At 71.5% G+C, this 21896-nt stretch carries 22 protein-coding genes and 1 pseudogene; 16 read left to right on the forward strand and 7 right to left on the reverse strand.

Translation table 11 applies throughout. From position 1 onward, the window contains the following. Positions 1 to 84: 84 nt before the first annotated feature. From CRM89_RS08415 to CRM89_RS08435, 5 genes are all read left to right on the forward strand, one after another. Positions 85 to 963 (forward strand): acetaldehyde dehydrogenase (acetylating), encoded by an 879-nt coding sequence (locus CRM89_RS08415; RefSeq protein ID WP_098083684.1) that lies wholly within the window; start codon positions 85 to 87, stop codon positions 961 to 963. Then, on the forward strand, positions 960 to 2000 hold the full coding sequence (gene dmpG, locus CRM89_RS08420; protein ID WP_086841960.1) for a 4-hydroxy-2-oxovalerate aldolase: 1041 nt from the start codon (positions 960 to 962) through the stop codon (positions 1998 to 2000). Before CRM89_RS08415 ends, dmpG begins: the two co-directional genes overlap by 4 nt. Before the next feature lie 18 nt (positions 2001 to 2018). After that, positions 2019 to 3488, forward strand: a complete 1470-nt coding sequence (locus CRM89_RS08425) for an aldehyde dehydrogenase (protein WP_098083685.1) — start codon at positions 2019 to 2021, stop codon at positions 3486 to 3488. A gap of 85 nt (positions 3489 to 3573) precedes the next feature. Next, complete coding sequence (locus CRM89_RS08430; RefSeq protein WP_098083686.1) at positions 3574 to 4326, forward strand: SDR family NAD(P)-dependent oxidoreductase; 753 nt, start codon at positions 3574 to 3576, stop codon at positions 4324 to 4326. A 29-nt stretch (positions 4327 to 4355) separates the two neighbouring features. Then, on the forward strand, positions 4356 to 4781 hold the full coding sequence (locus CRM89_RS08435; RefSeq protein ID WP_098083687.1) for a tautomerase family protein: 426 nt from the start codon (positions 4356 to 4358) through the stop codon (positions 4779 to 4781). Positions 4782 to 4829: 48 nt separating this feature from the next. Here the strand turns inward: CRM89_RS08435 and CRM89_RS08440 are convergent, their stop codons facing one another. Both CRM89_RS08440 and CRM89_RS08445 read right to left on the reverse strand, forming a co-directional pair. Beyond that, the gene (locus CRM89_RS08440) at positions 4830 to 5309 is read right to left on the reverse strand and encodes a flavin reductase family protein (RefSeq protein ID WP_041561052.1); all 480 of its coding nucleotides are present in this window, start codon (positions 5307 to 5309) and stop codon (positions 4830 to 4832) included. 64 nt (positions 5310 to 5373) lie between these two features. Beyond that, on the reverse strand, positions 5374 to 6936 hold the full coding sequence (locus CRM89_RS08445; RefSeq protein ID WP_060590824.1) for a 4-hydroxyphenylacetate 3-hydroxylase family protein: 1563 nt from the start codon (positions 6934 to 6936) through the stop codon (positions 5374 to 5376). Positions 6937 to 7157: 221 nt separating this feature from the next. Between CRM89_RS08445 and CRM89_RS08450 the strand changes: the two genes are divergently transcribed. Next, a complete protein-coding gene (locus CRM89_RS08450) occupies positions 7158 to 8162 on the forward strand; it encodes an AraC family transcriptional regulator (protein WP_098083688.1) in 1005 nt (334 codons plus the stop codon). A 73-nt stretch (positions 8163 to 8235) separates the two neighbouring features. Here CRM89_RS08450 and CRM89_RS08455 read toward each other — a convergent pair whose 3' ends face one another. Together CRM89_RS08455 and CRM89_RS08460 are read right to left on the reverse strand one after the other, a co-directional pair. Beyond that, positions 8236 to 9261: an NADH:ubiquinone reductase (Na(+)-transporting) subunit F gene (locus CRM89_RS08455; protein WP_098083689.1), complete on the reverse strand. Its 1026-nt coding sequence runs from the start codon at positions 9259 to 9261 to the stop codon at positions 8236 to 8238. A gap of 2 nt (positions 9262 to 9263) precedes the next feature. Next, positions 9264 to 10478 carry a cytochrome P450 gene (locus CRM89_RS08460; RefSeq protein WP_011209591.1) on the reverse strand — a complete coding sequence of 405 codons (1215 nt, stop codon included), beginning with the start codon at positions 10476 to 10478 and terminating at the stop codon, positions 9264 to 9266. 94 nt (positions 10479 to 10572) lie between these two features. Here CRM89_RS08460 and CRM89_RS08465 point away from each other — a divergent pair. Continuing rightward, positions 10573 to 11576, forward strand: a pseudogene (locus CRM89_RS08465) (helix-turn-helix domain-containing protein). On the opposite strand, the gene CRM89_RS08470 reads toward CRM89_RS08465, so the two are convergent. Next, positions 11573 to 11905 carry a hypothetical protein gene (locus CRM89_RS08470; RefSeq protein WP_127516104.1) on the reverse strand — a complete coding sequence of 111 codons (333 nt, stop codon included), beginning with the start codon at positions 11903 to 11905 and terminating at the stop codon, positions 11573 to 11575. The pseudogene CRM89_RS08465 and the gene CRM89_RS08470 overlap by 4 nt on opposite strands. Before the next feature lie 291 nt (positions 11906 to 12196). On the opposite strand from CRM89_RS08470, the gene CRM89_RS08475 reads away from it, so the two are divergent. From CRM89_RS08475 to CRM89_RS08480, 3 genes are all read left to right on the forward strand, one after another. Next, the gene (locus CRM89_RS08475; protein ID WP_060593288.1) at positions 12197 to 12877 is read left to right on the forward strand and encodes a DUF6461 domain-containing protein; all 681 of its coding nucleotides are present in this window, start codon (positions 12197 to 12199) and stop codon (positions 12875 to 12877) included. Positions 12878 to 12986: 109 nt separating this feature from the next. Further along, positions 12987 to 13130, forward strand: a complete 144-nt coding sequence (locus CRM89_RS30850) for a hypothetical protein (protein ID WP_172964462.1) — start codon at positions 12987 to 12989, stop codon at positions 13128 to 13130. A 120-nt stretch (positions 13131 to 13250) separates the two neighbouring features. Then, on the forward strand, positions 13251 to 14609 hold the full coding sequence (locus CRM89_RS08480) for a TIGR01777 family oxidoreductase (protein ID WP_098083691.1): 1359 nt from the start codon (positions 13251 to 13253) through the stop codon (positions 14607 to 14609). Here CRM89_RS08480 and CRM89_RS08485 read toward each other — a convergent pair. Further along, positions 14602 to 15438 carry a MerR family transcriptional regulator gene (locus CRM89_RS08485; protein WP_060590814.1) on the reverse strand — a complete coding sequence of 279 codons (837 nt, stop codon included), beginning with the start codon at positions 15436 to 15438 and terminating at the stop codon, positions 14602 to 14604. The genes CRM89_RS08480 and CRM89_RS08485 overlap by 8 nt on opposite strands. Before the next feature lie 124 nt (positions 15439 to 15562). Here CRM89_RS08485 and CRM89_RS08490 point away from each other — a divergent pair, with 124 nt between their 5' ends. The 5 genes from CRM89_RS08490 (at position 15563) to CRM89_RS08510 (ending at position 19941) form a co-directional block, all read left to right on the forward strand. Next, positions 15563 to 16159 carry a lipocalin family protein gene (locus tag CRM89_RS08490; RefSeq protein ID WP_098083692.1) on the forward strand — a complete coding sequence of 199 codons (597 nt, stop codon included), beginning with the start codon at positions 15563 to 15565 and terminating at the stop codon, positions 16157 to 16159. Positions 16160 to 16169: 10 nt separating this feature from the next. Beyond that, positions 16170 to 17480 (forward strand): deoxyribodipyrimidine photo-lyase, encoded by a 1311-nt coding sequence (locus CRM89_RS08495; RefSeq protein WP_098083693.1) that lies wholly within the window; start codon positions 16170 to 16172, stop codon positions 17478 to 17480. Positions 17481 to 17520: 40 nt separating this feature from the next. Further along, positions 17521 to 18048: a hypothetical protein gene (locus CRM89_RS08500; protein WP_228788261.1), complete on the forward strand. Its 528-nt coding sequence runs from the start codon at positions 17521 to 17523 to the stop codon at positions 18046 to 18048. Between the two features lie 122 nt (positions 18049 to 18170). Next, positions 18171 to 18728: a copper chaperone PCu(A)C gene (locus CRM89_RS08505; protein WP_060590807.1), complete on the forward strand. Its 558-nt coding sequence runs from the start codon at positions 18171 to 18173 to the stop codon at positions 18726 to 18728. Continuing rightward, entirely contained in the window at positions 18721 to 19941 is a 1221-nt protein-coding gene (locus CRM89_RS08510; RefSeq protein WP_098083694.1) for a Dyp-type peroxidase, read from the forward strand. The genes CRM89_RS08505 and CRM89_RS08510 overlap by 8 nt, the downstream gene beginning before the upstream one ends. Here the strand turns inward: CRM89_RS08510 and CRM89_RS08515 are convergent. Further along, positions 19911 to 20936, reverse strand: a complete 1026-nt coding sequence (locus tag CRM89_RS08515; protein ID WP_098083695.1) for a bile acid:sodium symporter family protein — start codon at positions 20934 to 20936, stop codon at positions 19911 to 19913. The genes CRM89_RS08510 and CRM89_RS08515 overlap by 31 nt on opposite strands. 39 nt (positions 20937 to 20975) lie before the next feature. Here CRM89_RS08515 and CRM89_RS08520 point away from each other — a divergent pair, with 39 nt between their 5' ends. Continuing rightward, the gene (locus tag CRM89_RS08520) at positions 20976 to 21896 is read left to right on the forward strand and encodes a LysR family transcriptional regulator (RefSeq protein ID WP_170986751.1); all 921 of its coding nucleotides are present in this window, start codon (positions 20976 to 20978) and stop codon (positions 21894 to 21896) included.

Consider the following 21896-nt stretch of genomic DNA (forward strand, 5'->3'; position numbering starts at 1 on the left):
CCTGCCCGGATCGCGGCGCATCCACGGGCGGGTTCTCCCTAGCGTGGCGGCCATCACCCCGTGTCCCAGGGAAGGTCCCACCAGATGAGTCGATGGAAAGCTGCGATCGTCGGTTCCGGAAATATCGGCACCGATCTGATGTACAAACTGCTGCGCTCCGAACACGTCGATCCCGTGTACATGGTCGGCATCGACCCGGCCAGCGAAGGACTCGCCCGCGCCGCCCAGGAAGGACTCGAGGCCTCCGCCGAGGGCGTGGACTGGCTGCTGAGCCGCCGCGAACTGCCCGACGTGGTCTTCGAAGCCACCTCGGCGAAGGTGCACGCCGCCGCCGCGCCGCGCAACGCCGCGGCGGGCATCACGGCCATCGATCTCACCCCGGCGTCGGTCGGCCCCTACGTCGTGCCCGCGGTCAACCTGCACGAGCACCTCGACGCACCGAACCTCAACATGGTCAGCTGCGCCGGGCAGGCCACCATCCCGATCCTGGCCGCGATCAACCGGGTCGCCGACGCCTCCTACGGCGAGATCGTCGCCGCCATCGCCTCGCACAGCGCCGGACCCGGTACCCGCCAGAACCTCAGCGAGTTCAGCGAGAAGACCGGCAGGGCGCTCGCGCAGGTCGCCGGCGCCGACCGCGCCAAGGCGATCTCGGTGATCAACCCGGCCGAACCGCCGATGAACATGCGCGACACCGTGTACGCCAAGGTCCGCAACCCCGATGCCGACGCGATCGAACGCGCGGTGCTGGACATGGTCGCCGAGGTGCAGCGCTACGTGCCCGGCTACACGCTGCGCCTGATCGACGTCGACGGCGACCTGGTCACCGTCATGCTCGAGGTCGTCGGCGCAGGCGACTTCCTGCCCACCTACGCGGGCAACCTGGACATCATCACCGCCGCCGCCGTGCAGGTCGCCGACGTGCTCGCACAGCGCACTCTCGTGGAGGAACCCGCCCGATGAGCACACCCACCCGTACCGTCACCCTCGTCGACACCACCCTGCGCGACGGCATGTCCTCGGTCTCGCACCGATTCACCCCGAACGACGTCGCGGCGATCGCCGCGGGCCTGGACCGCGCGGGCGTCCGCACCATCGAGGTCGCACACGGCATCGGCCTCGGCGCCTCTTCGATCCAGTACGGTTTCGCCGCCGCCACCGACCCAGAGTACGTGCGGGCCGCCGTCGACGCCGTCGACCACGCCGATATCGCGGTGCTGTACGTGCCCGGCATCGCCACCCTCGCCGAACTGCGGGCCGCCGTCGAGGCGGGCATCCGCACGGTCCGGGTCGCGGTGCACTGCACCGAGGCCGACTGCGCGCAGCAACCGGTGGAATGGGCCAAGGACCACGGCCTCACCGTGATGACCTTCCTGATGATGAGCCACAAGCTCGACCCCGAACCGCTGGCCGAGCAGGCGGTGAAACTCGAGTCCTACGGCGCCGACGTCGTCTACGTCGTGGACTCGGCCGGTGCGATGGTGCCGCAACACGCCGGCGACCGCGTCGCGGCGCTGCGCCGGGCCATCTCGGCCGAGATCGGTTTCCACGCGCACAACAATCTCGGCGTCGGCATCGCCAACGCGCTGACCGCCGCCGAGAACGGCGCCACCTTCATCGACGGATCGCTGCGCGGGCTCGGTGCCAGCGCGGGCAACGCACAGACCGAAGTGCTCGCCGCGGCCTTCGAACGCGCGGGCTGGCACACCGGTGTCGAGCTGTTCCCGCTCATCGACACCGCCGAGCAGGTCGTGGCACCGCTGATGACCGAACCCCAGATCGTCGACGAGACCGCGCTGGTACTCGGCTACGCCGGGGTGTATTCGACGTTCTTCCATCCCACCAAGCGGGCCGCCGCGAAGTTCGGCGTCCCCACCCGCGACATCCTGCTCGAGCTCGGCCGTCGCGGCGTGATCGGCGGGCAGGAGGACATGATCGTCGACGTCGCCTCCGAGCTGGCCGGGCGCACCTACGACCTGCCCGCCCGCGCCGGGATCTGACCAGCGAAAGGAACCGACATGACCCAGAGCTCCGGCGACCCGATCCAGGTGAGCCATCTCATCGGCGGACAGTGGCGCCCGGCCTCCGACGGCGCCACCTTCGAATCCCGCGACCCGCACGACGATTCACTGCTGGCCGTGGTGCCGCGCGGCACCGCCGAGGACGGGACGGCCGCGATCACCGCCGCCCGCACCGCCTTCGACGAGGGACCCTGGCCGCGGCTCGCCCCCAAGGAGCGGGCCGCGATCCTCCACGCCGTCGCCGACGCGGTCGACGCCCACCGCGACGAACTCGCCGAACTCGAGACCCGCGACGGCGGCAAGACCATCACCCAGGCCCGCCATGCCGAAATCCCGCGCGTGGCACACAATCTGCGGTTCTTCGCCGATTACGCCGCCATGGCGGCCAACGAGGCCTACCCCGCCGGCGACCTGTTCTCCTACGTGCTCTATCCGCCCGCGGGCGTGGTCTCGGCGATCAGCCCGTGGAACGCGCCGCTGATGCTGGCGACCTGGAAGATCGCGCCCGCCTTGGCATTCGGCAACACCGCCGTGCTCAAGCCCGCCCCGCAGACCCCGCTCACCGCGCACCGCTTCGCCCAGCTCGCGCTGGAGGCGGGCCTGCCCGAGGGCGTCCTCAACGTCGTGCACGGTTTCGGCGGCGAGGCGGTGGCGGGGCCGCTGACCTCCGACCCGCGCGTCGACCGCATCACCTTCACCGGGTCCAGCGCGACCGGGGTGAAGATCCTCCAGGCGGCCGCGGCCAACCACACCCCGGTCTCGGCCGAACTGGGCGGCAAGTCCGCGAACATCGTCTTCGCCGACGCCGATCTCGATGTGGCCGTGCCGATGGCGATCCGCGCCATCTTCGGCGGCAACGGACAGGTGTGCCTGGCCGGATCGCGGCTGCTGGTGCAGCACAGCATCATGGACGAGTTCCTGGCCCGGTTCACCGAGGAGGCGAACAAGCTCACGGTGGGCGATCCCAAGGACCCCGCGACCTTCCTGGGTCCGCTCATCGAAGCCCGCCATCTCGACAAGGTGCACGGCTACGTCGAACTCGCCCAGGACGAGGGTGGCAAGGTCGTCACCGGCGGCGCGCGGCTGACCGGTCCCGACCACGCGGCGGGCCACTACTATCCGCCGACCATCATCACCGGCCTCACCAACGACTCCCGCACCGCCCGGGAGGAGATCTTCGGCCCGGTCGAGACCGTGCTCGGCTTCGACACCGAAGACGAAGCGCTGCGCATCGCCAACGACTCGCCCTACGGCCTGGCCGGAATGCTGTTCACGCAGAACCTCGACCGCGCCCACCGGATGGCCGCGCGCTGGCGGGCGGGCACGGTCTGGATCAACTGCTTCTTCGAACGCGACCTGCGGCTGCCCTTCGGCGGCGAGGGCGCCAGCGGCGTCGGCCGCGAAGGCGGACAGTACTCCCGCGAGTTCTTCACCGAGCCCCGCGCGGTCACCCTGCGGCTGCGTTGACCCGACCCATCCGACCCCTTTCCCCGACCCGGCCGACGCGGCGAGCCCGCGTCGGCCGTTCGGCAATCCCGAGGAGAACACTGCCGTGACCAGTCCGAATCTGTGCGTCGTGGTCGGCGCGACGGGCGCGATGGGCACCGAGATCACGCTCCGGCTGGCCCGCCGCGGCCTGCGGGTGATCGCCGTCGCCCGCGGGACCGAATCGCTGGCGGCGCTGGCCGAGCGCCACGACCTGATCGAGCCGTGCGTGGCCGACATCGCCGACGACAGCGCCGTCGAGGCGATCGGTGCCGCCGTCGACGCCCCGGTCCGGATGGCGCTGTTCGCCGCCGGGCTGCCGGTGCGCGGATCGGCCGACACCATCAGCCCCGGCGACCTGGCGGTGGGCGCCAACATCAAGATCGCGGGAATGGTCCGGCTGCTGCACGCCGTGCGCGAGCGATTGGTGCGCGGATCGCGGCTGGTGGCCATCGCCGGCTCGCTCGGCCTGGAACCCGGACCGCTGGACGCCGGGCCGGGCACGGTCAACGCCGGCGTCTTCAATCTCATGCGCCAGCTCAGCGTGTTGTACGGCCCCAAGGGGGTCACCGTCCACACCATCGCCCCCGGCCCGGTCGACACCCCGCGGCTGCACCGGTTCGTCGCCGGCGAGGCCGCCGAGACCGGGCGGGATCCGGCGGAGATCTGGGCGCGTCTGCGCGCGAAGACGAGCCTGGGCCGCCTGCCGACGCTCGACGAAATCGGTTGGGCGGTCGAACTTCTGCTCGCACCCCAGGCCGACGCCCTGCACGGCAGCGTGCTCAACGTGGACGCGGGCACCCGCCACGGCGTCCAGTAACCGCCACGGCATCCACCGAAAGGACCACCATGCCGATCGCGCATTTCCATCTCGTGGACGGAACCGGCACCGCCGACCAGCGCGCACGCCTGCTCACCGAAGCCTGCCGCAGTTACGCGCGGGTGCTGGACGCCCCGGTGGACCGCGTGCGCGCCTTCGTCGTGCGCTACCCGGCGGAGGAGGCCGCCACCGCGGGCACGCTGCTCGCCGACGGCGGCGCTCCCGCCCCGTATTTCACCGCGATCGTGCTCGCCGGACGGCCGATCGAGCAGCGCAGGCGACTGGCCGCGGAGTTCACCCGGCTCATCGTCGAGATCCTGGGCGTGCCGCGCGAGGTGGTGCGCGGCCAGGTGGTGGAGGTGAGCCCGCAGAACTGGTTCATCGCGGGCCACCCCGCCGACCAGGTGCGCGCCACGGAGATCGCCGCACGCGCCGAGTCGGGCACCGCCCCATAGGGATTGCGCCGGTCTGCCGACCACCCGAAGGTGGTCGGCAGACGGTTCTCACAAGCACCACGGGTCGTCGCGCAGCAACTCCAGGGAACGGAAGCTCCCGGTGTAGAAGACCAGCGGATGCCCGTCGTCGAACCACAGCTGCTCGACCCGCCCGACGTGCAGGGTGTGGTCCCCCGCGGGATGGGAGGCGGTCACCGTGCACGCCAGATGCACCAGCGCGCCGTCGAGCAACGGCATTCCGTCACGCCACACGAACCGCACCAGGTCCGGCCGGTGGGCCGCGCCCGCGAAGTGCAGGGACAGCGGCTCCTGGTCGCCCGCCAGGACCGACACGGCATACCGGCCCGTCGCGGTGATGCGCTCGTTCATCGTCGCGCGGTTGGCGATCGACACCAGCACCAACGGCGGGTCCAGCGACACCGAGGTGAACGCGTTGGCGGTCATGCCGTGCACGGAGGTCTCCTGGGCGGACTCGGCGGTGGTGACGATCGTGACGCCGCTGGCGAAGCGGCCCAGCGCCTTCCGCATGCGCGGCGGGGTCACCGCGGTCGGTTCCTCGGACACGGTCGTGCTCCTCGTCGTCACGGCGGCCTCAGCGTCGCACGATCGACAGGTCGCCGTTGCCGATCAGGTCCGGCCGGGTCCAGCCGTCCAGGTCGTATTCGGCCATGCACTGCTCGGCGAAACCCTCCAGGCGCTTGTCCAGGCCCTGCGCCTGGTAGGCGAACAACGTCTGGAACCGCACCGCCTCGTGGTCACCGCCGTAGTTGCGCTCGTAGAGTTCGTGGCGACCGCCGAACTCGGTGCCGACCGCGTCCCACAGCAGCTTGAGCAGCTGCACCCGGTCCACGGCCGCCACGCCGTTCGAGCCGCGGACGTACTGGTCGAGGTAGGGCCGGATGTCGGGGTTCTTCCAGTCCTCGGCGTGCGAGTTCAGGTAGATCAGGCCGCTGCCGAGGGTCTGCTGGATGATCTCCTTGATCCGCGGATAGCCCACCCCCATGAATGTGCGGTAGGCCAGCCCGTAGTTCAGATTCGGCTGCACGGCGCCGTTCACCCACGGGTCCGGCGACTTGGCCATCGCATCCGACAGGCCCCAGAACATGTCGCGCCAGTTCAGGATCTCCCCCACCTGCATCTGCACGCCCCGGAAGCCCGCGGTGCCGGTCATCTGCACGGCCTTGAGCACGCAACCGGCGATGAAGTCGAGCTTGACCGCCAGGCGGGCGCAGCCGTGGAACATGAAGCGCGACAGGAAGCCCGACTTCATCACGAAACCGTTCGTGGTCTCCACGTCGTAGGCGAAGACGTTCTCCCACGGCACCAGGACCCGGTCGAACACCATGATCGCGTCGTTCTCGTCGAACCGGCTCGACAACGGGTAGTCGAACGGCGTGCCCAGGACGGCGGCGTTCATCTCGTAGGACGTGCGGCACAGCAGCTTCAGGCCCGGCGAGTCCATCGGCACGGTGAAGATCAGGCCGAACTCCTTCTTCCGCAGCGGCAGGCCGTAGTGCGCGATGAAGTTGGCGTTGGTGATCGCCGAGCCGGTCGCCACCACCTTCGCGCCGGACACCACCAGGCCGGCGTCGGTTTCCTCGACCACGTGCACGCACACGTCGGCGGTCTCGTCGGCGGGCTTGTCGCGATCGATGGGCGGGTTGACGATCGCGTGGTTGAGGTAGAGCACCCGCTCCTGGGCGCGGGTGTACCAGCGGCGGGCGTTGTCGCGGTACTCGCCGTAGAAGTCGGCGTTGGCGCCGAGGGTGCCGAGGAAGGAGGCCTTGTAGTCGGGCGAGCGGCCCATCCAGCCGTAGACCTCGCGCTGCCAGGTGGTGATCGCGTCGCGGGCCAGCAGCAGATCCTCGGCACTGTGCGCGGTCTTGAAGAACGGATGGGTGAAGCCGCCGTTGCCGGTGTCGGTGGGCACCGCGAGCGTGCCCCGCGCCTCGGGGCGGTGCAGCGCGTCGTACAGGCGCGCCACCGAGCGCGCGGAATTGCGGAAGGCGGGGTGGGTGGTCACGTCGCGCACACGTTCGCCCCGGAAGTACACCTCGCGGCCGTCGCGCAGCGACTCGAGGTACTCGGCACCGGTCATCGGGCGGACGGAGTTGGGCGCGTCGACCGCGGGGCCGAGGATTGCTGATGTGGTCATGGTGTTCGCTCCTGAGGGATGGTGGGACTTCCGGGTCGCTACGTGGACCCGCACGACGGGACCGCCCGGCCGCCGCGCACGCCACCATCGCCGATCTTCTATTCCCTTGTCCCGCTGAGGTTTTCAGTGGGCCGGACTCGTCATCGGCGCGTCGTCGGTATATGGTGCACAGGCCGGGTTCCTGTGACTTGGAACACTAGGATGCGGAGGTGTGCCGGAACATGGCTGAGCGCGAACGATCGGGTGACTGCGCGCGCACCGAGGCGTTGGTCTCGCTGCGCACCAGCGAGCTCGACAGCCGGGAGGGCCGCACGCAGTGGTCGAGCACGCTCGAACGGCTCTACTGTGAGATGGACGTGGCCTGGCCCGACCCGCATCGGCACTTCGACGCCGAATGGGGCGGGCGTCCCTTCGGCGACCTGCACGTCAGCACCATCCGCGCCGACGCGCACACCGTCGTGCGGTCCCCGGCCATCATCGGCTCCGACGAGCACGTCGGCCACCTGGTGTGCCTGGTCACCGAGGGCCGCGTGGAGGTGCGCCAGGCCGGGCGGACCACCGTCCTCGAAGACGGCGCGTTCGCCCTGTTGGACTGTGCGGCGCCGTTCGTCTTCCACTCCCCCGCGCCGTTCCGGCAGGTCGTCGTGCGCACGCCGACCGAACTGCTCACCGCGCGACTGCCCGGTCGGATCGTCGAACACGGCACCGCCCGCGCGATCGGCGGCGACACCGGGGCCGGGGAACTCGTCGGCCGATTCCTGCGCGACCTGTCCACCACGACCGCGCCCATCTCCCCCGGCGCGGCGCTGTCGCTCGCGTCCTCGACCGTCGACATGCTCGCCACCGCGCTCGCCGACGGCCCGGTGCCGACCGGAGCCGCGCAGTTGCACCGCACCGAGGACCTCGCGCATGTCCAGCGCGTCATCGAGCAGCAACTGCACGACCCCGAACTCACGCTCGCCCAGGTGGCGGCCGAGGCCGGGATGTCGTTGCGCACCGTGCAGAAACTGTTCAGCGCGGCCGGCACCACCCCGCGCACCTGGTTGTATCAGGCGCGCCTCGAACGGGCCCGCAAGTACCTGGTGACCACGCAGATGTCGGTCGCGCAGGTCAGCGAGTGCGCGGGCTTCCGCGACGTGTCGCATTTCAGCCGTACGTTCCGCGCCGCGTTCGGTACCAGCCCCGGCCGGTACCGGGCCGCCCACACGGACGCCGAAACGCCCTGAGCCGAGCGCGCCGCGCGGTGGCCGCTACGCCGACCGGCCCGGCGACGCGGGCCGGACGGCGGGAAGCGGCCGATCAGACCGGCGTCATCGCCGGGGGCGCGGCGACGGTGAACTCCTCCTTGAAGATCAACCGGGGCGCCATGCGGCGGCGCTTGAGCGCCTTGACCGCGGCGGTGACCATCGCAGGCGGCCCGCACAGGTAGGCGCTGCGGCCCTTGCAACTGGCGAAGTCCGCGAGCACGACGTCGGTGACCAGGCCGGTGGGCCCGTCCCACGTCTCCTCGCTGAGCACCGGGTGATACCGCAGGCGGGGATCGGCCGCGGCGAGCGCGCGGAAGAACTCCACGTCGTAGAGGTCCGCCCGCGTCCGCCCGCCGTGATACAGGTCGAGCGACGGCACGCGATCATTCGCCAAGGCATGGCGCACAATGGCTTTCAGCGGTGCCAGGCCGGTGCCGCCGCCGATGAGGATCGCCGGTTCCTCCTGCGCCCGCAGCATCGCGAACTGCCCGAGCGGCCCGCGCAGCTCGATCCGGTCGCCCGGCCGCAGCCCGGCGAATATCCAGCCGTCGGTGGCGAGCCCGCCCTCGACCCACTTGACGTGGAACTCCAGCGTGCGCGCCTCCGACGGCGGATTCGCCATCGAATACTGCCGTCCGACCCCCGCACCCGGCACGATCAACTCGGCGTACTGGCCCGCGGAGAACTCCATCGGCTCGTCCAGTTCCACGACCAGCCTGCGGGTGTGGCGGGCGATGTCGGCGAGTTCGACCACGGTGCCGGAGTGGTCGCGCAGGGGGTGGCGCGGACCCTCCGGCCCCACGTCGGCGACCGGCGCCACGGTCACATCCGTGCGCGGGGACGCCTGGCAGGCCAGCGCCAGCCCGGCGGCGCGTTCGTCCGCCGAGAGCACCGCCTCGTCCGGTTGCCCGTGCTCGACCTCCCCGGCCAGCACGCGGATCTTGCAGGTGCCGCAGGTGCCTTGCGAGCACGCGTGCGGCAGCCAGCGGTTCTCCCGTAGCGCAGACTCCAGGATCGGCCGGTCCGCCGGGGCGGGAAACGGCTGCTCCTGCCCGGCGACCGTCACCGTGTGAGTCATCGTCAGACCTCCCAACGCACCCGCAGGCCCTGCGGGCCGCGGAAGGTCCAGCCCCAGAAGGTCGGCGCGTGCTCGGGATCGGGTTCGATGTTGGGGATGGTCTCGAACAGTTCCTCGAGCGCGATCCGCACGATCGCCGTCCCGAGGTAGGTGCCCGCGCAGGCGTGGTTGCCCGCGCCGAAGGCCAGATGCGGCATGACCGGGCGGTCCACATCGAACACGTCCGGATTCGCCCAGACCGTCTCGTCGCGGTTGGCCGACCCGTAGGCCAGCATCACCGGCGTCCCGGCGGGCAGATCGACGCCGCCGATGTTCACGTCGTGATTGGCCACCTTCACCGCCGCGCTCCAGATCGGCGCCACCCACCGCGCGCCCTCGGTGATCGCGCGCGGCACCAGCGCCGGATCGTCGACGACGCGCTCGAGCTGGTCGGGGTGCTCGAGCAGACCCGCCAGCGTCGTGGTCATGACGTGTCCGGGCTCCTGCAGGGCGCCGAGCAGGAACACGTAGATGTTCGGGTAGATCTCCGCGCGGTCGCGGACCTGCCCGTCGGGCATGCCGTCGTGCAGCCAGTGCGAGATCAGGGTGTGATCGGGATGGGCGGTCCAGTGGTCGAGCATCGGATCGACGGTCGCGATGATCTCCTCCTTCACCCGGTCACCGGCCTCGAACGGGGCCGGGTTGGCGAAGTTGCCGAGGTCGTCGACCGCGGCGTTGCCGTAGGACAGCGCCAGGGTCTGGAACCAGCGCACCAGCGTCTCCGACGGCACCTCGGTCAGGCCCATCAGATCGCCGACCGCGCGCACCGACACCGGCGCGAAGTAGGCCTCCTGGATGTCGACCGCGCCGAGGTTCTCGATCTCGGCGAGGATGCGCCGCGCCTGCGGCCGGACCAGCGCCTCGACATAGGAGTCGACCGCGCTGGGCCGCAGCTGCGGATCGATCCACTCCCGGATGCGGCGGTGCTGCTCGCCGTTGGAATCGAGCACGGTGCCCTGGCCGAACGTGCGCCCGCCGGAGGGGGCGATGACCGTCGACCAGGTCTGGGAATCCTGGGCGATCTGCAGGCACAGTTCGCGGGTCGCCACGACGTGCATCCCCACCGCGGGCACGTAGGCGACCGGGGCTTCGCGGCGCAGCCGCTCGTAGATGGGGTTGGGATCGCGGTCGAGTTCGTCCATCGTGATCTCGTCGATCCAGCTGCGGGTCGTGGTCATGGGGGTGTTCTCCTGTCCTCGGCTCGGGCGAGCTATCGTCTTCCGCCGGATTGCTGTGATCTGGAACACTAGGGCGCGGAGGTGAGCCGGAACCATGACCGACAGTGCATCGAAGGATGACTCCCCGTGCACCGCGACCGGCTCCTCGGTGGCACTGAGCATCCGCGAACTCGGCACCGCCGAGGGCCGGGCGCGGTGGCGGACACACTCGATCGCACCTACTGCGAGATGGACGTCGACTGGGGCCGTTCCCGGGATCGGTTCACCGCCGACCTGGTGGCCCGCCCGATGGGTGAACTCACCGTGAGCGTCGTGCACGCCGATCCGCACACCGTCGTGCGCACGCCCGCGATGATCGCCTCCGACCCCAACGACGATTTCCTGCTGTGCCTGATCACTCGCGGATCGGCTGTGCTGGAACAGGATTCGCGCCGGTCCGTGCTGCGGAACGGCGCGTTCGGCATTCTCGATTCCTCGCTGCCGTTCATGGTCGACGGCACCACCGAATTCGAACAGATCGTGCTGCGCGCCCCGCGGGACGTGCTCGCCTCGCGCCTGCCGGTGGACGTGGTACGCGAGATGACCGGCGCGGGCATCTCCGGGCAGGCCGGCCTGGGCCGGCTGGTGTCGCGGTTCCTGGTCGATGTCGCCGCCGCGGACACGCCGCTGTCCACCGGCTCGGCCGACTCGGTGGCGGGCGCCGTGCTGGACCTGCTGGCCACCGCGCTGTGCGAGTACGCCACCCCGTTGACCGCCACCGCCCGGGTGCACGCCGAGGACCTGCGCCGGGTGCAGCACCTCATGGCGCGGCGGATGCACGACCCCGATCAGACGCTCACCGAGGTCGGCGCGGAGCTGGGCATGTCGCTGCGCTACATCCACAAACTGTTCAGCGCGGCGGGCACGACGCCGCGCACCTGGCTCTACGACCTGCGGCTGGCCCGCGCCCGCGCCCTGCTGCTGGACACCGATCGCACCGTCGCCGACATCAGCGTCCAGGTCGGCTTCCGCGACGTCTCCCATTTCAGCCGCGCCTTCCGCCGCCGCTTCGGCGCCAGCCCCGCCCACTTCCGCGCCCAGCGCGCGGTCGGCTCCTAGCTCACGCCGCGGCCCTCGAAATGCGCTGTGCCCGTGTCGTCCACGGGCCGGGCGGGGAGCTGCCGGAGTGCTCGGACGACAGCGCGCCAGCGGCTGCGTTCCCAGGCCAGCCCCGTGCTCACCCCCTCCCGATAGGCCATCGCCACGGTGTCGTCGTGCCCGCGGTCGGCCAGGCGCAGCAGCGCGGCCTCGGCCCTGGCCTTCTCGAGTTCGGCTTCGACACCGGCGAGCACCGCCTCGGCCGCGTCGGCCAATTCCGCGGTGATCGGCAGCGCCCGCGCGAAGGAGTCGGTCGCTTCCTGCAATGCCTTGCTATTTCCAGCAACCATCCGCCCATTCTGCACGCACGGCGGAATGAATCCGGTATTTCGCGGGGAACGGCGAACGAGAGTGGAACGGCTGGTCTGTTTCGGAAATCACGCCGAACGATTCACGGTGTCGGCGCCGACCGTTCCGAGGCACCCTTACCGTCGACAAGCCGCCCCGCCGGGCCGGCTGCGGTCGATGAGGTATTTCCGCGGGTCGGTGTGAGTCGGTCGGAGCGCGGTGTCTCGAATTGTTTTCCGGCGGAGGAAAAACGAGGACGCCGATTGTCGGGAGTACCTGCCATCATGCACGCCATGACGACTTCCGACCCCGTGGCCCCATTCGAGTGGCTCCTCACTCACGACGGCCGTCGCTGCCCGCTGGACGAGATCTACACCGTAGCCTTCTTCCGTGGGCTCGATCCGTCGGAGGTGGTGCGCCGCTACAGTCGTGGCGAGGACCACGGCCAGGAAGCGAGCTTCGACGAGCTCATGGAGCAGGCCGCCGAAAACTCCTCCCTACCAGGCAGATCCGGGGGAGGCACCGTGGGTGTCGTGCGGGTCGGTGAGTGGAGCGTGGCCATCGAGCCGGACGGGTGGATGGCCACGCTGCACGATGTCCTGGCCGACTTGTCGCGTGGTTGTGAGGTGGTGGCGATCACTCGGCACGACTACGCCGAGGCCAGCTTCGCGTACGCGATCGACGGCACGGTTGTCACGGGCTACAAACCCTTGGATTGCCCCCACTCTCGACACGGCACCGAGCCCGACCGGCTCAACGGGTTCATGCGGGAACTCGGCATGACGGTGGACGTGCGGGACGACGAGAACGATGGCGACGAGTACGACTGGGAGGAAGAGGACGAGCGGGCCGAGAGCGACTACTTGGCGTCCCTGCCGAGAGCTTTCGCCTTGGCCGCGAAGCTCACCCACGTGCGGTTCACCCCGGAAATCCTCGATCGTGCGATGGTCGTCGGGCCCGTCGCGTACAAGTGATCGTCCAATAGCCGCCGCGACGAGTGCGGAATCTCCGAACCGTGGCGGATCCGCCGCGGTCGCCCTCGCTGATCAGCTGTCGGCTCTCCTTGGGGGGTGGGAGAGCGATGTGGTGTCGCCGCTGCCAGCGCTTGTCGTGGTGGGCGATTTCGTCGTGGTCGCGGAGCAGCACGTCGTCGGCCAGCGATTCGCCGATCGCCAGGGGCGGATCGTCCGGGCCCAGCGACTGGGCAGCCGGCGGGCACGCCGGTGACGTCGAACACGGCCGGCGGCTGCTGGCCGATGGGGACGGCGGTGTCGATGATGGTGCGGTCGGCTTGGATGAGCGCGGCGATGGGTCGCCAGGCGGCGATCTTCTGGCTACTGTCCCATCATGTCCATCGAGTGCTCGATCGTCGTCCCCGGACCGCGGTCGGAGGTCTTCGCCTGGCACGCGCGGCCGGGAGCGTTCGCGCGCCTGGCGCCGCCCTGGCAGCCGGTGCGGTTGCTGGCCGAGACCGATTCGCTGGCGAGTGGGCGGGCGGTGCTCGGGCTGCCGGGCGGGTTGCGATGGGTGGCCCGGCACGATCCGCAGGAGTACCGGCCGCCGTGCCGATTCGTCGATGCGGTGGCGGCGGAGGAGCCGGCGTCGATGCCGGTGGGACGAGTGTTGCGGTGGCGGCACATCCACGATTTCGAGGACGTCGACGGCACGCACACGCGGGTGATCGATCGGGTGCGGACGCCGATTCCCGAGGCGGTGTTGCGGCCGATGTTCGCCTACCGGCATCGGCAGCTGGCCGACGATCTGCGCGCGCACCGGCGGGCCGCCGAGCACGGGTTCGAGCCGGTGACCGTTGCCGTGACGGGCGCGTCGGGACTGGTCGGATCGGCGCTGTGCGCGTTCCTCGCCACCGGCGGGCATCGGGTGGTGCGCGTGGTGCGGCACCCGGCGCGGTCGGCGGACGAGCGGCGCTGGGATCCGGCCGACCCCGACCCGGACCTGCTCGACGGGGTGCACGCGGTGGTCCACCTGGCGGGCGCGTCCATCGCCGGACGGTTCACCGCCGCGCACCGGCGGGCCGTCCGCGACTCGCGGATCGCGCCGACACGACGGCTGGCCGAGGTGGCGGCGCGCGCGGGCGTCTCGACCTTCGTCTGCGCCTCGGCCATCGGCTACTACGGCTACGACCGCGGGGACACGCCGCTGACCGAGGACGCCGAACAGGGCTCCGGTTTCCTCGCCGACGTGGTCGCGGACTGGGAGGCGGCGACGGCACCGGCGGCGGACCGAACACGCACGGTGCTGATCCGCACCGGGATCGTCCAGTCGCCCCGCGGCGGCACGCTGCGGCTGCTCCGTCCGCTGTTCACCGCCGGCCTGGGCGGGCGGATCGGCGATGGGCGGCAATGGCTTTCGTGGATCGGGCTGGACGACCTGGTCGACGTCTACCACCGTGCGCTGTGGGATGCGACGCTGACCGGGCCGGTCAACGCCGTCGCGCCGGAGCCGGTCCGCAACACCGACTACACCCGGACCCTCGCCCGGGTGCTGCACCGGCCTGCGGTCTTCCCGGTACCGCGGGCCGCGCCGGCGCTGCTGCTCGGGCGCCAGGGTGCCCGCGAACTCGCCGCCGCGAATCAACGGGTGCTGCCCGAACGGCTTCGCGCCGTGGGGCATACGTTCCGGATGCCGGAGCTGGAGGAGACGTTGCGGCATCTGCTCGGCCGCACGCGGGCGCCGCTCAGCTGAGCCGGTCGACGGCTTCGGCGAGGCTGCCGAGACGGTCGGCGTCGGGGGGCAGCACGACCTCGTCCCAGCCGGGCCCGCCGACGAAGACCCGCGCACCCGCACCCAGGCACGCCCGCACGGCCGAGGTCAGGGCGGTGGATTCGCGGTGCGACCAGAGCACGACGGCGGCGCCCTCGGCGTGCCTGCCCAGCGCGTCGACCAGGGCGGCGGTGGGCACGTCGGGGCCGAGCATGCGCGCACCCAGGCCGCGTTCGGCCAGGGCCGCGCGCAACACGTCCAGCGGCAGGGCGTGGGTTTCCCCGCTCGTGCAGGCCAGCAGCGCACCCGGCCCGGCCGAGGGCGGGAACGCCCGCTGCAGCGCCGCACCGATACACCAGGACAGCAGGTGCTCGACGTCGATGCAGCCCTCCCCCGCGCCCTGCCGGGCGACGATGTCGGCGAATGCGGGGCGGCACAGCGTCTCCCAGGTGTCGACCACGCCGAAGGCGCGCAGGTGGGCGTCGAGGTGTGCGGTGACGGTGGCGGTGTCGAGGGCGAAGGCGGCCGCGAGCAGGGGCCCGCGATCGCCGGGTGCAGGCGCGGGTCCCCGGGCGGTGGCGGCGGCACGGGACGGGCTGACGCCGGCGCGGATGAGCTCGAGCATGCGTTCCAGCAGCGCGATGTCGGTCTCGGTGTAGAGGCGGTGGCTGCCGGGCCGGTCCTGGACCGGGCCGATGCCGTAGCGACGGTTCCAGCTGCGCAAGGTCGCGGTCGGCACACCGAGACGTTCGGCCACCGCGCGTACCGGGTAACCGGACGCGCCGGAGGGGGGAACCGGGACCGCGGGCATCGTCACATTGTGCCCGGTCGATCCGGTGGGCTCCGCAGCGGACACGGCTGATACGGCTCGAATTGAATCGTTTGTGCATCGTTCTGTTACGCTGAGGGCACACCGAGCGCCGAGGAGGCGGGCAATGTCCAGTCGCACAGCAGGGTGGGCCGCGGGCCTCGCGGGACTCGCTCTGGCCGGCACGGTCCTCAGCGGCCCGGTGGCGAACGCGGCGCCACCGGTCCCGGTGACATCGGTCGACCTCGACCGCTACGTGGGCCGCTGGCATCAGCTCGCCGCGATTCCGCAGCCGTTCAACCTCGCGTGCGCGCGCGACACCACCGCCGAGTACACGCCGCTGCCGACCGGGGACGTGGGCGTGCACAACCGATGCACGACCTGGACCGGCGGGATCGACGAGATCCGCGGCACCGCGCGGGTGAACGATCCGGTCACCAACGCGCAGCTGCATGTCAGCTTCCCCGGTGTCCCGACGCAGGACCGGCTGGACGGGCCGACGAACTACATCGTCACCGCGCTGGGGCCGGACTACTCGTGGGCCGTCGTGACCGACCCGAATCGGCTGTCCGGCTTCGTCCTCGCCCGCGAGCCTGCGCTCGACGAATCCGGGTGGGCGGCGGTGCGTTCCGCGATCGTGGCCGCCGGCCAGAATCCGTGCTTCTACCTGACCACGCCCACCACCGGCGGCCTCGCGACACTGCAACCGCTGTGCGCGCGGTGAATTCGGCGCGATGACCGCCATCGCGTTGTTCACCCGTGACCTGCGGGTGCACGACAACCCCGCGCTCGCCGCCGCCCGGGACGCCGGTGACGCGGTCGTGCCGCTGTTCGTGGTCGACGCCCACCTGGTGCCGGATCGGTGCCCGCCCAACCGGGCCCGCTTCCTCGCCGCGGCGGTGCGCGAACTCGACGCCGAACTCCGTACGCGGGGTGGACGTTTGATCGTGCGACGTGGCGTGGTGGCGGACGAGGTGGCGCGCGTGGTCGACGAGACCGGGGCGCGCACGGTGCACCTCGCCGACGACGTCAGCGGATACAGCGCGGCGCGGGCGGACGCGTTACGGGAGAGACTGGATCGCCGGGGCGTTCGGCTCGAGCCGCACCCGGCGAGCATCACCACCGTCGACGGCGACGTGCTGCGGCCCGCCACCGGTCGCGATCATTTCGCGGTCTTCACCCCGTATTTCCGCCGGTGGTCGGAGGTTCCGCGGCGCGCGCCGCTGCCGCCGCCGGATGACCTCGAGGTGCCGGACCTGCCCAGTGCGGCATTGCCGGCTCCCGAATCGCTGAACCGGGGCGAGCCGTCGCCGCAGCTGTCCGTCGGCGGCGAGACCACCGGCCGCGCGCTGCTGGATTCCTGGCTGGCCGGCCCGGTCGACGACTACGTCGAGACCGGTGACGATCTCGCGGCGGACGCCACCTCACATCTCTCGCCCTACCTGCACTTCGGCTGCCTGTCCCCCACCGAACTGCTCCACCGCGTCGATGTCGGCAGCGCGGGCGGACAGGCGTTCGCCCGGCAGCTGGCCTGGCGCGACTTCCACCACCAGCTGCTGGCCGCCCGCCCGGCCGTGGCCCGGCACGACTACCGGCCGCGCCCGATCCGATGGCGGGACGACCCGCAAGCGCTGGCCGCCTGGCGCTCGGCACGCACCGGCTTCCCGATCGTGGACGCCGCCCTGCGCCAACTCCACACCGAAGGATGGCTGCCCAACCGGGCCCGGCTGATCGCCGCCGCCTTCCTCACCAAGACCCTCGGGCTGCACTGGCGCGCGGGGGCGGGGCATTTCCTGCACTGGCTGGTCGACGCCGACCTGGCGAACAACCAGCTCAACTGGCAGTGGGTCGCGGGCACGGGCAGCGACACCCGGCCGAATCGCGGTTTCAACCCGCTGCGCCAAGCCGACCGCTACGACCCCGACGGCCTGTACGTCCGGCGGTGGATTCCCGAACTCGCCGACCTCGACGGTGGCCGCATCCATCGGCCGTGGCGAGCCGAGGTGGATTATCCGTCGCCGATCGCCGAATGCCCGGGGATGTGAGGTCGGGGCGGCCACTACGACGGCGGGTAGTATGAGCGTCGTGCGGAGTCCGGTGAGTGGTGCGGCGCGGGTGCGTGGCGCATTCGTCGGCGCCGCCGCGGGTGCGGTGAGTATCGCGGCGCACGGCCTCGGCGGCGGCGCCCTCACCCCCGGACAGTCCGCGCTGGGCGTGCTGATCGGTGTGTGCGCCGGCTTGGGCGTGCTCGCCGGGGCACGTCCCGGACCGGCCGGTCTGCCCGAACTCATGGTCCTGCTCGGCGCCGGACAGGCGATCGGCCATGCCGCCCTGTCGGTCGGGCCCGGCCATCACCACGAATCCACCGCCACGTCCGGCATGCTCGTCGCGCACCTGGTGGCGATCGTGTGCGGGGCGGTACTCATCCGCGCCGCCGAATCCGCGCTGGGTCGCGCGGCCTCCAGCGTCCGGCGCACCCTCGCCGCGCTGCGCCCTGCGCCGCACCGGGACGACGACGCACGCGTCGGCGTTCCCGCCGCGGGCCCGAGCCTGCCCCGGCTGCCACTGCTCGCCTCCGCGGTGGGGACCCGCGGACCGCCCGCGCGAGCCTGACCCACTCCCACCACACGGACTGTCGACGCCGAAACCGAACTCGGACAACCGAGTCCGGTGGGTGTCGCGCGCCGCGACCGGCCGACGTCCGACCCCTTTCCTCTTCGATCCACGGAGTCCCCATGTCCTCGATCACCCGTATCCTGCTGCGCCGCGTCGCCCCCGGCGTGGCCGCCCTCGCCGCCGCGCCGCTGCTGCTCACCGCCTGCTCCGGCTCCGACGACAGCCCCGCCGGGTCGCGCGCGGCCGACGTCGTCACCATCGACGACCAGTGGGTCAAGGCGGCCGCCGCCGACATGTCCGCGGCGTTCGGCACCCTCACCAATTCCGGCGACCGCGACCTCACCGTCGTGGCGGCCACCAGCCCGGCCTCGGCCCGGATGGAACTACACGAGGTCGTCGCCGACGCCGCCGGCGTCAAGACCATGCGCCCGAAGGACGGCGGCTTCGTGGTGCCCGCACACGGCTCGCTCACCCTCGCGCCCGGCGGGGACCACCTGATGTTCCTGGAACTGCGCGGCCCGCTGCGCACCGGCTCGGAAACCCCGGTGACGCTGTCGTTCGGTGACGGCTCCAGCCTCACCTTCACCGCGCAGGTCCGCGACTTCTCGGGCAACCAGGAGAACTACGCGCCGGGCACCGAGCACGGCGCCGCCGCGACCCCCGAGCACGGTGCCTGAGCGCGCGCACGCGGGTGCACCCGCGTCGGGCGCCCCGCCTCGGCTCAGCAGGCGGCGGTTGCTCGGCGCGGGAGCGGTGGCCGCGGGGGCGACCGGAATCGGTGCGGCCGCACTCACCGGCTTCGGCCGCGCCCCCGCGCCGGTCACGGACGCGTCCGCGACCGAGCCGTTCTTCGGCCCGCACCAGGCCGGCATCGCCACCCCCGCCCAGCGGCACGCGGCGTTCGTCGCCTTCGATCTGCGGCCCGGAGTCACCGGCGACGACGTGGCCGGTCTGCTGAAGATCTGGACCGGCGACGCCGCCCGCCTCACCCAGGGGCTGCCCGCCCTGGCCGACACCGAACCGGAACTCGCCGCCCGCCCGGCCCGGCTCACGGTGACGATCGGGCTCGGCCCCGGCGCGTTCGTCGGCCGCGAGTCGCGGCGTCCCGCCTGGTTGCGGCCGCTGCCCTCGTTTCCCATCGATCGGCTCGAACCGGCCTGGAGCGACGGCGATCTGCTGTTGCAGATCTGCGCGGACGAAGCCACCACGGTGGCCCACGCGGTACGGGTGCTGTCCCGCGCGGTCACCTCACTGGTCACGGTGCGCTGGGTGCAGCGCGGGTTCCGCGACGCCGCACCCGGGCAGACGCCGCGCAACCTGATGGGGCAGGTCGACGGGACGGTCACGCTCGCACCGGGAGCCGACTTCGATCGGCTGGTCTGGCACGACGGAGCAGACGCGCCGTGGCTGGCGGGCGGCACCTCGCTGGTGCTGCGCCGCATCGCGATGCAGCTGGACACCTGGGACGAAATCGACCCGGAGGGGCGCGAACTCACCGTCGGGCGCCGGCTCGACACCGGCGCGCCGCTCACCGGAACGAACGAATTCGACGAACCGGACTTCGCCGCCGTGGACAAGCACGGCATCCCGGTGATCCCGCCGTCCTCGCACATCGCCCGTGCCCGCCACACCCACGACGGCGAACGGTTCCTGCGGCGCGCCTACAACTACGACGACGCGCCGCAACCCGGGCAGATCTCCAACTCGGGCTTGCTGTTCGCCGCCTACCAGCGCGACATCGACGCCCAGTTCCTGCCGGTGCAACAGCGGCTGGCCGAGTTCGACGCGCTGAACGAATGGACGACACCGGTCGGCTCGGCGGTCTTCGCGATTCCGGCCGGGGCGCGGGAGCCGGGCGACTACGTGGGCCGCGCGCTGTTCGAATCCTGAATCGCGGGGGCCGGTGCAGCCGCATCGGCCCCCGCGGCCGTTTTCGCCGCGAAGGAGGACGCCAGCCAGGCGCAGACGATCAGCTGGATCTGGTGGAAGATCATCAGCGGCAACACGATCAAGCCCACCGGCTGTCCGGCGAACAGCACCGTCGCCATCGGCAGCCCGGTCGCCAGGCTCTTCTTCGAACCGCAGAAGATGATGACGATCCGGTCGGCCCAGGCGAATCCGAAGACGCGGCCGAGCACCGCGCACAGGCCGAGCACCACGGCCAGGATCGCGCAGCACAGGGCGACCACGAGCAGGATCTGGCCCGGCGAGGTGGCGCTCCAGACGCCCTCGTTCATCCCTTCGCTGAATGCCACGTACACCACGAGCAGGATCGAGCCGCGGTCCACCAGCATCGTGGGCCGCCGGTGCCGCTGCACCCACTCGCCGATCCAGCGGCGCACCAGCTGACCGATCAGGAACGGCACCAGCAGTTGCACCACGATGTCGAGCACCGAGGAGGCGTCGATGTGCACGGTGCCGGCGGTGTCGAGCAGCACGATCACCAGCAGCGGGGTGAGGAACACGCCCAGCAGGTTCGAGAACGAGGCGCTGACGATGGCGCCGGGCAGGTTGCCGCCCGCGATCGAGGTGAAGGCGATCGAGGACTGCACGGTCGAGGGCACCAGGCTCAGGAACAGCAGGCCGGTGCGCAGATCGTCGGCGATCAGACCCGAGGTCGCGGCGTAGGCGGCCACGCCGATCACCGGGAACACGAGGTAGGTGACCGACAGGATGGCGCCGTGCAGGCGCCAGTGCCGCAGGCCCGCGAGCGCTTCCGCCGGGGACAGCCGCATGCCGTAGAGCAGGAACAGTGTCGCGATGGCGACCTTCACCAGCCACTGCGCGGCATCCAGGTACCCGCCCTGGGCGGGCACCAGCGCCGCCACCGCCGCCGTCGCGAAGATCGCCAGCACGAACCCATCGATAGACTTCGCCAACCTCACCCGGCCACGGTATCGGCCAGGGTCTTATCGGGAAACACGATGGCAGCGATAAGTGTGATCACGTTCCGTGATATACCGGGAGGCGTGTTCGACCCGCAGCTGGTGCGCAGCTTCCTGACCGTCGTGCAATGCGGCAGCTTCTCGGCAGCCGCGCAGCAACTCGGGGTGCGGCAGTCCACCGTCAGCGGGCACATCGCCCGGCTCGAGCGCGAGGCGGGCGCGGTGCTGCTGCTGCGCGACACCCACCGCATGGAACTGACCTCCGACGGCACCGCGATGGTCGGCTTCGGGCAGGCCATCCTGACCGCGCACGAGAACGCCCGCCGCTACTTCGCCGACTCGGCGCTGTCGGGCACCCTGCATCTCGGCGCCGCCGAGGACCTGGTGGCCCGCGGCCTGCCGCGCATCCTGCGCGACTTCCGCGCCCGCCATCCGCGCGTCGACCTGCAGCTGACCGTCGGCCTGAGCCGCACCATCCACGACCGGCTGCGCCGCGGCGACCTCGATCTGGCCTTCGTCATGCGCAAGCCCGGCGAAACCCACGGCGAGCCGGTCCACCGCGACCGCCTGGTGTGGGCGGGCCCGCCCGACGCCGCCGACCGCGACCCGGCCGAACCGGTCCCCCTGGTCGCCTACCCGCCGCCGAGCATCACCCGCTCCTGCGCCTACGCGGCCCTCGACGCCGCAGGCATCCCGCTACGTCCCGCCTGCACCGCCAACTCCCGCGCCGGCCTGCGCGCGGCGGTGCTGGCCGGGCTCGGCTACATCGTGCACCCGCGCTCCCTGCTCCCCGACGAACTCGCCCCGGTCGGCGACCGTCTCGGCCTGCCCGACCCCGGCGAGGTGGAGTTCGTCCTCATCCACCGGCACAGCGTGCCCAACCCGGCCGAACAGGCCCTCAGCGAGGCGATCCGCCACTCCCTGCCCCGCCTCGACGGCGAGGGCGAGTTCGTGGGGTGA

It is taken from the genome of Nocardia sp. FDAARGOS_372 (assembly GCF_002554515.1).
Lineage (GTDB): Bacteria > Actinomycetota > Actinomycetes > Mycobacteriales > Mycobacteriaceae > Nocardia > Nocardia farcinica.

Excerpts from the sequence above, each read along its gene's own strand:
- CRM89_RS08440 (WP_041561052.1), bottom strand. The coding sequence starts at position 5,309 with ATGCGGAAGGCGCTGGGCCGCTTCGCCAGCGGCGTCACGATCGTCACC.
- CRM89_RS08450 (WP_098083688.1), top strand. The coding sequence starts at position 7,158 with ATGGCTGAGCGCGAACGATCGGGTGACTGCGCGCGCACCGAGGCGTTG.
- CRM89_RS08460 (WP_011209591.1), bottom strand. The coding sequence starts at position 10,478 with ATGACCACGACCCGCAGCTGGATCGACGAGATCACGATGGACGAACTC.
- CRM89_RS08425 (WP_098083685.1), top strand. The coding sequence starts at position 2,019 with ATGACCCAGAGCTCCGGCGACCCGATCCAGGTGAGCCATCTCATCGGC.
- CRM89_RS08445 (WP_060590824.1), bottom strand. The coding sequence starts at position 6,936 with ATGACCACATCAGCAATCCTCGGCCCCGCGGTCGACGCGCCCAACTCC.
- CRM89_RS08480 (WP_098083691.1), top strand. The coding sequence starts at position 13,251 with ATGTCCATCGAGTGCTCGATCGTCGTCCCCGGACCGCGGTCGGAGGTC.
- CRM89_RS08495 (WP_098083693.1), top strand. The coding sequence starts at position 16,170 with ATGACCGCCATCGCGTTGTTCACCCGTGACCTGCGGGTGCACGACAAC.
- CRM89_RS08455 (WP_098083689.1), bottom strand. The coding sequence starts at position 9,261 with ATGACTCACACGGTGACGGTCGCCGGGCAGGAGCAGCCGTTTCCCGCC.
- CRM89_RS08505 (WP_060590807.1), top strand. The coding sequence starts at position 18,171 with ATGTCCTCGATCACCCGTATCCTGCTGCGCCGCGTCGCCCCCGGCGTG.
- CRM89_RS08415 (WP_098083684.1), top strand. The coding sequence starts at position 85 with ATGAGTCGATGGAAAGCTGCGATCGTCGGTTCCGGAAATATCGGCACC.
- dmpG (WP_086841960.1), top strand. The coding sequence starts at position 960 with ATGAGCACACCCACCCGTACCGTCACCCTCGTCGACACCACCCTGCGC.
- CRM89_RS08470 (WP_127516104.1), bottom strand. The coding sequence starts at position 11,905 with ATGGTTGCTGGAAATAGCAAGGCATTGCAGGAAGCGACCGACTCCTTC.
- CRM89_RS08520 (WP_170986751.1), top strand. The coding sequence starts at position 20,976 with ATGGCAGCGATAAGTGTGATCACGTTCCGTGATATACCGGGAGGCGTG.
- CRM89_RS08435 (WP_098083687.1), top strand. The coding sequence starts at position 4,356 with ATGCCGATCGCGCATTTCCATCTCGTGGACGGAACCGGCACCGCCGAC.
- CRM89_RS08490 (WP_098083692.1), top strand. The coding sequence starts at position 15,563 with ATGTCCAGTCGCACAGCAGGGTGGGCCGCGGGCCTCGCGGGACTCGCT.
- CRM89_RS08475 (WP_060593288.1), top strand. The coding sequence starts at position 12,197 with ATGACGACTTCCGACCCCGTGGCCCCATTCGAGTGGCTCCTCACTCAC.
- CRM89_RS08485 (WP_060590814.1), bottom strand. The coding sequence starts at position 15,438 with ATGCCCGCGGTCCCGGTTCCCCCCTCCGGCGCGTCCGGTTACCCGGTA.